This window comes from Acinetobacter sp. YH16056_T, assembly GCF_024605895.1.
GTDB classification, from domain to species: domain Bacteria; phylum Pseudomonadota; class Gammaproteobacteria; order Pseudomonadales; family Moraxellaceae; genus Acinetobacter; species Acinetobacter amyesii.
On record NZ_CP094545.1, the window covers coordinates 2,764,844 to 2,776,898 of the forward strand.

The window sequence follows — 12,055 nt, forward strand, 5'->3', positions numbered from 1 at the left end:
GTAAAAGAACAACTTAGTGTTCACGTGTATTGCTGAACACGATATCCGGATAACGTTCTTGCATTAACTGTAAATTCACACGACTTGGTGCAAGATAAGTTAAATGACCACCGCCATCGACAGACAATTGGTCGTGTGCTTTTTTCTTAAATTCGTTGAATTTTTTCTCGTCATCACACGATACCCAACGTACGGTATTGATACTTACAGGCTCATAAATACAATCAACTTTGTATTCTTCTTTCAGACGATAAGCCACAACTTCAAACTGAAGCACACCCACAGCACCCACGATTAAGTCGTTACTGTTTTGAGGCATAAAGACCTGAGTAGCCCCTTCTTCTGAAAGTTCTTTTAAGCCTTTTTGTAGCTGTTTTGACTTCAAAGGATCTTTTAAACGCACGCGACGGAACATTTCAGGGGCGAAGTGAGGAATACCGGTAAAATGTAAATCTTCACCCGAAGTGAAAGTATCACCGATTTGAATCGTACCATGGTTATGCAAACCGATAATGTCACCCGGCCATGCTTCTTCAAGGTGTTGACGGTCACCGGCAAGGAACGTTAAGGCATCACTAATACGCACATCTTTACCTAGACGCACATGTTTCATTTTTAAGCCTTTTTCATACTTACCCGAACAGATACGCATGAATGCAATACGGTCACGGTGTTTTGGATCCATATTGGCTTGAATTTTAAAGACGAAACCAGTGAAGCCTTCTTCAGTCGCTTCAACTTTACGGTCTTGAGTTGGATGTGCTTTAGGTTCAGGCGCATATTGACTAAATGCATCCAAAACGTGGTCCACACCAAAGTTACCGAGTGCCGTACCAAACAAGACTGGCGTTTGACGACCTGCCAAAAATTCATCACGGTCTAAAGGTTCATTGGCCATTTGAACCAATTCCAATGATTCTTCAAATGCAGCCCAAGCGAGATCACCGACTTTTTCACGCAAATCTGCATAGTCATAGCCATCACGGACTTCAATATCCGTAATGGTTGAACCGAAACCTGCCTTATAAACGTAGAACTTTTCTTCGAGTAGGTTAAATACACCGGCAAAGTCACGACCTGTGCCCAGTGGCCAAGTAATCGGAACACATTTAATTTTTAAAACGTTTTCGATTTCATCAAGCAATTCTAATGGCTCACGAATTTCACGGTCCATTTTGTTGACGAATGAAATAATCGGCGTGTCGCGCATACGACACACTTCCATCAACTTGATCGTACGATCTTCGACACCTTTTGCACCATCAATCACCATAAGTGCAGAGTCAACGGCAGTTAATGTACGGTAGGTATCTTCAGAAAAGTCTTCATGCCCTGGGGTGTCGAGCAAGTTAATCATCTTGTCTTTAAACGGGAACTGCATAACCGAAGTGGTGATCGAAATCCCACGTTCTTTTTCCATTTCCATCCAGTCAGACGTTGCCGCACGATCAGATTTACGGCTTTTTACCATACCTGCAACCTGAATCGCCTGTCCCCATAACAACAGTTTTTCTGTCATTGTGGTTTTACCGGCATCGGGGTGGGAAATAATAGCAAAGGTTCTACGAGCCTTTACTTCTCTAGCTAATTGATCTTTAAACATGAGAAAAATCTACAATATGTACACAGTTATGTACACATTTCTAAATATGTACTAAAACTGAAAAAGTGGGAATTCAAAATTGGCGTAATTGTAGCAGATTTGAATAGGATTTTACTGATTGCGGATATGTCTTGATTTATCCACAATTGAAAGTATTGTTATCTTTTTAATCTATATCTTTGCTTCGGACTTTTCGGCTTATCAGGAATGGTACGTTTAATCAGACCAGCTTCTATTGCAGGATTTAAGTAATTCTTTTGGAACGTTGCTCGATGCGTTAATCCAACCAATTGCATCAATTCAGCTAAAGTATAATCTTCTTGCTTCATTGCCGAAAGTAAACGCTGTACATGATCGCTAGCTTGAGCGGCAGCATGATCGCTAGCTTGAGCGGTGTCATTTGAGCTGAGGATTGCATCTAAAATCATCTGCAAAATAAATTCTATAAACGGAGCTGAATCTGTTCGATCAGTACTGGCTTGCAAAGCCTCATAATAGGCTTTTTGATTTTGATAGATTAGGCTTTCAACTGGAATGTTTGCAAAGATTGGATTCCATCTGCTTAATATTAAAGTTTGCCATAGTCTCCCCATCCGACCATTGCCATCTGCAAATGGATGAATAAATTCAAACTCATAATGGAATACTGAGCTTTGAATCAGTGGATGCACATCACTGTCATTTAACCAATCGAGTAAATCAAACATCAATCGATTGATTTGATTAGCAGGTGGAGCCATATGCACCACTCGATCACCTGACATCACACCGACACCACCATGACGATATTGACCAACCTCATCAATCAAGCCTGTCATTAAAATTTGATGCGCTTGTAACAAGTCTGCTTCTTGACTCGGATTCCATTGCTGAAAGGCTTCATAGGCTTTAATGGCATTACGCACTTCCTGTACTTCTTTCGGAGGTGCAATCACCGTCTTACCATTTAAAATCGCCGTGATCTGCTCGGTACTTAGAGTGTTCCCTTCAATCGCAAGTGAACCTTGAATGGTACGGATACGATTAGCCTTCCTTAGCTTAAGACTATCTTGGATTTCTTCTAAAACGGTCAAGCGCCCTATATTCTCACTGATCTGTGCAATTAGATGGATGATTTTTGAGGTAATAGTATAAGGCGGTTGATATTTCATTATTAGTTTACTCAACTAAACTGTATTAGTTCTGACTTAATCTAAAACTATTTTTAAACCAGCACACTCAATTAACTTATAAATAAATTATAGAAATATTATCTCTAAATTTTTAGGCCAATCTCTTGAAAAAAAGTATTCATATTGATACAGCGAATACCAAGATCATTAGCAATATCAGGAACTTTTGGGCTTTGTGAAGGTTGATTTTTATTTAAACTAATATTTTTCGTTTCACTTGTTACAATCACTAAATTATCTTTCTTTGCAATTGCGATCAACCATCCATCTGCTATTTTTTCATGTGTCCAACTTTTGTCATTTGTTAAGGCTTTCTCACTATAACAGTCATGAGTTGCAATATGTTGGATAACTTCAGCCCATAAATCAGCATAATCTTTGTATTTACAAGACGCTCCTGTAAAGTTTTCTTCAAGCCATTTTTTAAAACTTTCATCTTGATAATGTTCATTAACAACAATATCTGGAAGTACTACTTGTGAATTGATGATGACTTTAATTTTCTCCCAAAAACTTGGAAAAAAATCAAATTGATAATATCTTTCATAAAAATTGATATAAATATTAGTGTCCAATAAATACTTAGTCATTGCCACCTCTATTCATCAAAATTTTATATCCTTTAAAACCGATACCTACAATATTAAATGCATCTGTATATGAAATACGATCATGATTTACTGCATTCATTACATATTTGAAAAATCTATTATCAACTCTAAATCTAATATTATTAGTATAACTTCCACCATTAGATTCATTTGGTAAAAAACGTTCAAGGTTTTCCTTTAGGTCTCTAGTACGATTCAGGTATTCTTCACGTGTAATCTTATTTAAGTCTAATAGTCTTCTTACAATTACAAATTCACTGACTTTAAATTTTCTAGCTAAAAAATTACTATCGGTTGAATTAAGCTGTAAGAAAATCTCTTGAGGAACTAAAATTTCTGCTGTTACTTTATTTATAAATGCTTCAGTTCGATCAAATTGGTAATCGCCAGCATCTACAATGTTAAATATTTCTTCAGTACCTACAAAAATATGCACTAACTCATGCACTAATGTAAAGAGTTGACCATTCTTAGTATCTTTCTGATTAATAAAAATTATAGGTGCTTTATGGTCAAGTAATACAAACCCTCGAAATTCTTTCACACTTAGAGGACGATGTGTATTGTCTTTCACTTTACCATTAAAAAAAACAAATACGCCTATACCATTAATCTTATCACGTAGATAATTTAATGGATTATCCGCTTGATTATGGAAAAACAAAGGAATTTCTAGCTTATTACGTATTTGTTTAGCTACCTCTAGAAAATTGGAATCAATAGAGAATTGCCCCACAAAATCTAAAGTTTCAGTAATTTCATTCTTCAAAAATTCCTGTTTGACCTCCATTTCTGCAATGGTATCTCTTAACTCTTCACTTGCTTCATCGATTGAATCTGACTCAAGGGTCCTGAAGTCCAATCGTTTGATGTCAATATCAATAGTTTTATTCAGTAATAAAAGACCTGTCGGAACATTAATTTTTTTTGCTATTTCAGATAACTGATTAAAAGTTGGCTGCTTTTCTCCACTTAAAAATTGATCTAAATTATTAATTTTTGTTCTTAAAACACTCAAAGAAATTTGGGCATTTTGAACATAATAATTCAATGTGTTAGTGTCGATACGCATTGACATTACATTCCCTCCTCTATGCCCATTTGACCTTGTCTTATGCTAACATAAATTAACTGTGCAATACTGTCTATAAACATTCATAACAGCACGGCACAATTTGACGTGAAATTTTAAAAAGAACTATTTTGAAGCATTCTTTTTTGTCCGTGTATAAATATGCTTCGCCAATCGCTTAGCAACTTTTTTACGCAACTCATCTGTACTCATAACCTTATTACAGACTTCCTCATTTCCTGCAAGTCGAACAAGAAACAGATCAATCAACTTTCCAGATAAGTACTCTGTAAAACTGTCTAAAGAATTTGCGTTCACCGCTTGTACTATCTCTTCATTTTCAATAGCTGCTTGCTCAACCTGATCAAAGAACAATTGATCAGCTACCGTAAAATCAGTACCAAATGCCTCATTCAATTCATCAATCAGATGCGATACATTATCTGTAGACTCTGCCTGCCCTGTTCCCACATCCGTTGAACCTTTCAAGGCATTCGCTTCACCATGCCCTAAATCGATACTATTTTCACTTAACTTCTGTAGTCGATAAAATTGAAGTTCAACAATTTTAGATAAATCAACTTCATTTTCTTTAGAGCCTTTAGGCAACTTTTGTAGTAAAGCTTTTAAATACGCATATCGTTGCTCATGCTCTGAATCTGTAAAGTCCATGATTTGCGAGACAAAGAGATATAAATTTAAATAGCTTTGTAATTGGCTCTTAAATAACTTTTGTTGCTCTTGTTGATGTACAAGGTCATCAGGATGAATTTTCTTATATTTATCAACAGCACGATCAATAATACTATTCAACTGCTTATGTTCATGCCCTGTTAGCTTGCTTCTATCCTTAAACCAAATATTGGCAAACTCATTTAAATCAGCATCAAAGTAAAACTTCCATTGATCCAATGTATGACCAAGCTCATTTAACTTTTGCTCATTTGGAATATCACCAAGTTTGGTCAGCTCGTAGAATGGCTTAAATGCTTTATAAATATCTTCATGGGTATTCACAAAGTCCAATACAAAAGTATCTTCTTTACCATAAGCACAACGGTTCAAACGCGATAAGGTTTGTACTGCTTGGATTCCAGATAACTTCTTATCTACAAACATGGTGTGTAGTAAAGGCTGATCAAATCCTGTTTGATATTTTTCAGCAACCAAGAGTACTTGATAATCATCTGTGTCAAATTGATCAGGTAATTCAGTTTCTTTAAAACCGTTCATTTTAGGTTCTGTATATTCAGTACCATCGACCTCTAATTTCCCTGAAAAAGCGACTAAAGACTTAATCCCTGTATATTTTTTTTCTTTAATATATTCATCGAATGCCAGCTTATAGCGTACTGCTTGTTCACGAGAATTCGTTACAACCATTGCTTTGGCACGACCACCAATTCGGTGCATCGTCACTGTTCTAAAATGCTCGACAATGATTTCTACTTTCTGAGCGATCACGCTTGGATGCATGGAAACAAAACGAGCCATCAAAGCTTTGGTTTTATTCTTTGCAAGTTCTGGATCATTGTCAGCGATTTTGATTAATTTAAAGTATTGTTCATAAGTCGTGTAGTTTGCCAATACATCTAAAATGAAGCCTTCCTGAATTGCCTGTTTCATACTGTAATGATGAAACGGAGCTTCGCCGTTATCACCTGCTTCATCAAAGCAAGCGAGCGTTTTCCATTTTGGTGTAGCGGTAAAGGCAAAGAAACTTAAATTAGGTTGGCGACTACGCTTTGATGCTTCTGCAAATAAATGTTTTTTCACGTCATCGGTGAGTTCGCTTTCATCCTCATCGCCATCATCTAAGAACTCTTGAGCAATTGCAGATTCAATCCCATCCTTATTTAGAATTTTACGTAATTCCATTGCCGTTTCGCCACTTTGTGAACTGTGGGCTTCATCGACAATAACAGCAAAATTCTTACCTTCTGTACTCAAATCAACCTTAATTCCCTTTTTCGCTTGGGTACGAATAGACTGCATGATGTATGGGAATTTTTGGATAGTAGTAATTATAATCGGTACATTTGAAGCCAATGCATTGGTGAGCTGTAAGGTATTCTCATCAATCTTTTGTACCACACCATCTTTATGCTCAAACTGTGCAATGGTTTCTTGTAACTGTCGATCAAGTACAATACGGTCAGTAATCACAATAATGGAATTAAAAATTTTCTGATCATCTGCATTGTGCATCGATGCCAATTGATGTGCGAGCCAAGCAATGGTATTTGATTTGCCTGAACCTGCTGAGTGCTGAATTAAGTAGTTATGACCTGAACCATTGGCTTTACTGTGTTTTGTGAGTTTACGCACAGCATCTAATTGATGGTAACGTGGGAAAATCACGGTTTCTTTTTCGATATATCGAAAACCAGTTTCAGTTCTAATTTTTTTGGTTTCTACACTCAAATGCATGTATCGAGCAAAGATTTCCATAAAGCTATGACGAGCTAAAGTTTCAGTCCACAGATAATGCGTGCGCACATCACCTTCTACAGGTGGATTACCTTTACCGTTTAAATAACCTTTGTTGAAAGGTAGAAAAAACGTATTTTCCCCATCCAACTTCGTGGTCATATAGACATCGCAGGTATCTACTGCAAAATGAACCAAGGTGCGCTTTTTAAAGTCAAATAAACGTCCTTTTGCATTGCGATCTTTCTTAAATTGAATTTTTGCATCTTCCACATTCCAACCCGATGCTGAAAACTCATTCTTAAGTTCAAGCGTAATCAGTGGAATACCATTGAGTGAAAGTACCATATCTGGAATTTCATTAAATTCTGTATGAAGCTGACGTGTACATTTAAGGACATTGGCATCGTATTGTTCTTGGGTAGTTTTATTGATGCTGGTATTGGGTGCAAAGTATGCCATTTTGATTTTTTTACCAAAGCATTTAAAGCCTTGACGTAAAACTGATAGAGCACCTTCGGTATCTAAAGCATGTGCTAAATCATTGACAATACGACTTGCTGTTTCTTCTTTACATGAGTTATGGATTTTTTCCCAAGTTTTTGGTTGCGTTTTCTGAATAAAGGCAACGACATCTTTAGGAAATAGAGCAATTCTTGGGTCATAATCTTTCGGGTTGCCTTTTACATAACCGCCAGCCGTTGTTAAGCTTTGTTCGATGGCTTGTTCAAAATAATATTCGCTATGCATGGCATTTCCCAAAAAAAATATGACCCAATGATTTTTTAGTTTACTTTAAGATTTCGAACATCGATTTTCCCTGTCACCACTTGCGTGATTAAGGTTGAGCGATATTCATTTAAAAGATGAACGAGTTTTTTGCCTTTACCAATAGCGCTATTAAACTTTTCATCTTCATTTTTTAAATATTCAATTAATTGCTTTTGCTCTTCCAAGGGAGGAATAGCCAAAGTTAAATCATTATACTTTTCAGCACTTACATTCTGAATCGTAGCTTGGATATTAATGGAACTAATCCAATCCCAATATTGTTTAGATTGAAGAAAATAATTAACAAATTCAGGATTATAATTTTCTTGATCTAACCTAGCACGAATTAGATAACCCGCATAACAGGCAATACCTATTGATTCAGCTTTGTAAAGATAACTTTTACCAACTGTTGCCCCACTTCTTGCTAGTAAAATATCTAAGTCATCCAATAGATATTCCTCTGCTTTTTCGAACTCTAGAGATTTAAATGTTTCATCCTTCAAATTTCCAGAATCATCAATATCAGTGATTCGTATATATCGTGGATTTTCTTTATCCTCGGATTCAGCTGATTCATTTGCACCATATTTCAGCTTTTCCGATAAAAGAAATTTTAACCTTTTAATTTTCCATTGTTGTGGAATATTACCTAAAATTTCTATACCACTCTCTTTCATCTCAACATCAGGATTTAAGCCCTTTGTCACCGCATGAGAAATCAAAGCCACACGTTGTTCAGCCAATTTCTCCAATAAAATTTCTTGCTTAGCAATCAGAGCATCGACTTGTGCAAGGCGTTTATCTAGAAAATCTGCAATGATTTTTTGTTCATCTAAACTTGGATAAACCATTCTAAATGAAGAAATATCATCCCAACTTGCACGAGGCATTTTTGAACCAAAAGTTGTTCCATTAACCTCATTAATGAAATCTTGCGATAAGCAGTAATAACTTAAAAACTTTGGATAAATTACCTCAGAAGATCTAAACACCAAAGCTTCAGTAGAAGATAAACCTTCTTCTTGAGCTAAAAAAACTTTAGCTAAATAGGGTCTTAGCTTACCAAATAGAACATCATCCTTTTGGAATCTATGACCTACCCCTTCACTTTCCAGCTCTACTGAATCAAGTAACTTACCTGTAAATGATTCAATATTTTCTAAACCAAAATATCTAAGATCAGATTCTTTGGCGTCAATTTTATCTCCGACATTAGTGACTACAAATTTCATGCGTTTAACATCCCAATGGCTAGGGATTTCCCCTAACCATTGCACGCCACTATCCTTATAACTTTCGTAACGTGGTAATTGGCTCATGCAGACAACCCCCCTAACATCTGCATAATCTCCTGCTCAAGCTGAACAATCTCAGACTTAATCTCCTCTAAAGGACGTGGTGGCTCATACACGTAGAAATGACGGTTGATTGGAATTTCATAACCGACTTTAGTTTTACTATAGTCAATCCACGCATCAGCCACATGCGGTAAAACTTCCGCTTTTAAATAAGCTTCGCAATGCGCTGTAACCAATGGCAATAACTTAGACAAGTCAGGCTCTTTGTCATAATTTACAGGCAAAGGTAAAGTCAAATTGTCAGGGAATGAAACAAGTTCTGTATCACGCAATTGCGTATCTGGCTCAATATTCCCTTTACTGTCTTTGCAGACATCCGCAGTCTGATCACGTTCAGACAATGCTTCCAAAATCGCTTTCTTCACAGGTGCGCCAAGCTTAAAGCTTAATCCCTTCAAAATTGGATCAAGGACTTTTAAAAATTCATCACGATTCTTCCAAACCTGATCAGAAATTTTTGCTGTAAGTGCCTTTTTAATCGCTTCCTGTTGTAAACGACCTGCTGCTTCTTCCTTTGCAATTTCAGCAGTATCTTTTACTTTTTTACTTTTCGCCAAGTTTTCAAAAGCAGATTGTTCATCTAACAAGGCAATACGTTCAGCAGAAATCATAAAGTTCAACCGCAAAGGACGTTCTACAGTCAGCTTCAAATAACCAAAATCTTGATTATTGAAAATCTTTGAACACACCTTTGCCTCACCTGCATTGGTTTTGATCATTGCACTGGTGTCTTGATCTTTAAATTTCGAATAGAACTTTGTCAGTTCAGCAATATGAGCTTTAGATAACTCATGACGCTTGTTACCTAAACTTTTCGCCATTTTCTGATAATGCGCCGTACCATCAATAAGCTGTACCTTACCTTTACGCTGTTCAGATTTTTTGTTCGAAATAATCCAAACATAAGTATAAATACCTGTGTTATAGAACATCTGATCAGGTAAAGCGATAATCGCTTCAAGCCAATCATTTTCGATAATCCAACGACGAATATTACTTTCACCACTGCCTGCATCACCTGTAAATAATGGTGAACCATTAAATACTACGGCAATACGTGAACCTTCCCCACCATTTTCAGGCGAAGGCTTCATTTTAGAAATCATGTGTTGAGCGAACAACAATGAGCCGTCATTGATTCGTGGCAAGCCTGCACCAAAGCGACCTGAAAAGCCTTGCTTCTCTTCCTCATCAATAAACTCTTTTTGGTTTTTCCATTCCACACCAAAAGGAGGATTTGAGAACATATAGTGAAAGTCTTTATCTGCATGACCATCACGAGGAACATAACCATCTTTTTCCTTGGCATTTTTCACACCAAGCGTATCGCCATACACAATGTTTTCAGCAGGTTCATCTTTAATCAACAAGTCAGAACAACAGATGGCGTATGACTCAGGGTTATACTCTTGTCCATACATATCCAGGCTAATCTTGTCATTGTATTTTTTGAGAAACTTTTCAGACTCAGACAACATCCCGCCCGTACCTGCCGTAGGGTCGTAAATACTACGGTGTACACCTGCTTTAACAAGTTCGTCCTGATCTTCTTCAAAGATCAAATTAACCATCAGTTCAATCACTTCACGAGGCGTAAAGTGATCCCCAGCTTCTTCATTGGCTTGTTCATTAAACTTACGTACTAACTCTTCAAATAGGTAGCCCATTTGTAAGTTACTTACACTACTAGGCGCAAGGCTTAAACCTGATTCAACCAAACCATTACGAAACTCTTGAAAGACTTTATATAAACGGTTTGCATCATCAAGTTTTTCAATTTCTTTAGCAAATTCAAACTTGGCAAAGATATCCTTCGCTTTAGGTGAGAAACCATCAATGTATTTTGTTAAATTTGCCGTAAATTGATCTGGATCATCTAGCAGTTTTTGTAGATTAAAACCACTGATGTTATAAAGATTTTGCTTACGATCTTTATCCGCAATTTGGCTCAACTGCTTTTGTAAAAAGACATTTGGGGTTTTATCTTGCAAATTCGCCACAGCTTTTTCATAGCATGCTTTCATCTCATCTGCATACGGTGCAAGAATCGCATCAAAACGCCCTAATACAATTAACGGCAACATCACACGACGATACTGCGGTGGACGATAAGGTCCACGAATAATATTGGCAATACTCCAAACTAATCCTACAATTTTGCCATGTTGTGAGTGTTGATTTACTTCATTTGTCATTTTCATTTCTCCAATTCAAAAATTCGGTTTATTGCGCCACTTTGGCTTGCACTAAAATTTGTTCGCTCTTCGCTTGATTGTATTCAGCTCTTAAAGCTGTCAATTGTTTGAATATTAAAGCTTCATTGTGTGCTTCTTCGGCAAGTCGAAGAATCTCTTCTTGTTGAAACATAGAGGGAATAACTATTTCAGCTTCTTTTAAGGTCGAAATACTGAGCATCATGAGCAATGATCCTCGACTATTCATTTCAAAATAAGATCGCATTGCTTGTGAATGATTAAAGTACCAAGCTAAAAATTCTGGCTTTAGGCTATCTACTTTGAGATTCACTACAATAAATTGATTACTTACTACAACTTGATCTGATTCATTACCTTTGAATACATAGGCTTTTGGCTCTCCACGAGCGACCACAATAATCGAGTTATATTTCAAATATTGAGGTCTTGAGTCGTAAGCCCATTCAAGTTCTGACCATTGATTTTCTGAAATAACTACTTGATCTTTGGATAAATCTTTAATTTGAATTGCTTTTACATCAAAAGTCACTGCTGGTTTCTCAAGGGGGCGTTGTGTAAACCCTGTATAAATCTCAGCAATATTTTTTAATTTAGTCTCCATAGTCCTTCCTTTAATAAACTTGGAGTACTTCGTTATTTTTCAGATATAATCTGTTTAACAAAGTCTCCTGTGATAGTGGATTTTGTTTTGAAAAGTTATCTGATCGCCAAATCCTAACTTTTCAAATCACGCAGTAGAACTCGTACTGAGTTTTTACTGCGTGAAGTTACTATACGATGCTTCCTTTGTTAAAGCAAATATATTTTGCACTTTTTATC

Annotated in this window: 8 protein-coding genes; all 8 read right to left on the bottom strand. The window is 36.5% G+C overall.

The window, feature by feature from the left end; all coding sequences use genetic code 11:
- Nucleotides 1–13 precede the first annotated feature (13 nt).
- Complete coding sequence (locus MST17_RS13485; RefSeq protein WP_180025997.1) at nucleotides 14–1,603, bottom strand: peptide chain release factor 3; 1,590 nt, start codon at nucleotides 1,601–1,603, stop codon at nucleotides 14–16.
- Between the two features lie 158 nt (nucleotides 1,604–1,761).
- Complete coding sequence (locus MST17_RS13490) at nucleotides 1,762–2,754, bottom strand: Fic family protein (protein ID WP_180025998.1); 993 nt, start codon at nucleotides 2,752–2,754, stop codon at nucleotides 1,762–1,764.
- Nucleotides 2,755–2,858: 104 nt separating this feature from the next.
- Nucleotides 2,859–3,365 carry a DUF4411 family protein gene (locus MST17_RS13495; RefSeq protein ID WP_002050938.1) on the bottom strand — a complete coding sequence of 169 codons (507 nt, stop codon included), beginning with the start codon at nucleotides 3,363–3,365 and terminating at the stop codon, nucleotides 2,859–2,861.
- Nucleotides 3,358–4,464, bottom strand: coding sequence for an ImmA/IrrE family metallo-endopeptidase (locus tag MST17_RS13500; RefSeq protein ID WP_085064530.1), 1,107 nt, complete (start codon nucleotides 4,462–4,464; stop codon nucleotides 3,358–3,360). Before MST17_RS13500 ends, MST17_RS13495 begins: the two co-directional genes overlap by 8 nt.
- Nucleotides 4,465–4,584: 120 nt before the next feature.
- Nucleotides 4,585–7,638 carry a type I restriction endonuclease subunit R gene (locus MST17_RS13505; RefSeq protein WP_180025999.1) on the bottom strand — a complete coding sequence of 1,018 codons (3,054 nt, stop codon included), beginning with the start codon at nucleotides 7,636–7,638 and terminating at the stop codon, nucleotides 4,585–4,587.
- A gap of 35 nt (nucleotides 7,639–7,673) precedes the next feature.
- Nucleotides 7,674–8,981: a restriction endonuclease subunit S gene (locus MST17_RS13510; protein WP_180026000.1), complete on the bottom strand. Its 1,308-nt coding sequence runs from the start codon at nucleotides 8,979–8,981 to the stop codon at nucleotides 7,674–7,676.
- Nucleotides 8,978–11,215 (bottom strand): class I SAM-dependent DNA methyltransferase, encoded by a 2,238-nt coding sequence (locus MST17_RS13515; RefSeq protein WP_180026001.1) that lies wholly within the window; start codon nucleotides 11,213–11,215, stop codon nucleotides 8,978–8,980. The genes MST17_RS13510 and MST17_RS13515 overlap by 4 nt, the downstream gene beginning before the upstream one ends.
- 28 nt (nucleotides 11,216–11,243) lie before the next feature.
- Nucleotides 11,244–11,837: a restriction endonuclease subunit S gene (locus tag MST17_RS13520; protein WP_067666262.1), complete on the bottom strand. Its 594-nt coding sequence runs from the start codon at nucleotides 11,835–11,837 to the stop codon at nucleotides 11,244–11,246.
- Between the last annotated feature and the right edge of the window lie 218 nt (nucleotides 11,838–12,055).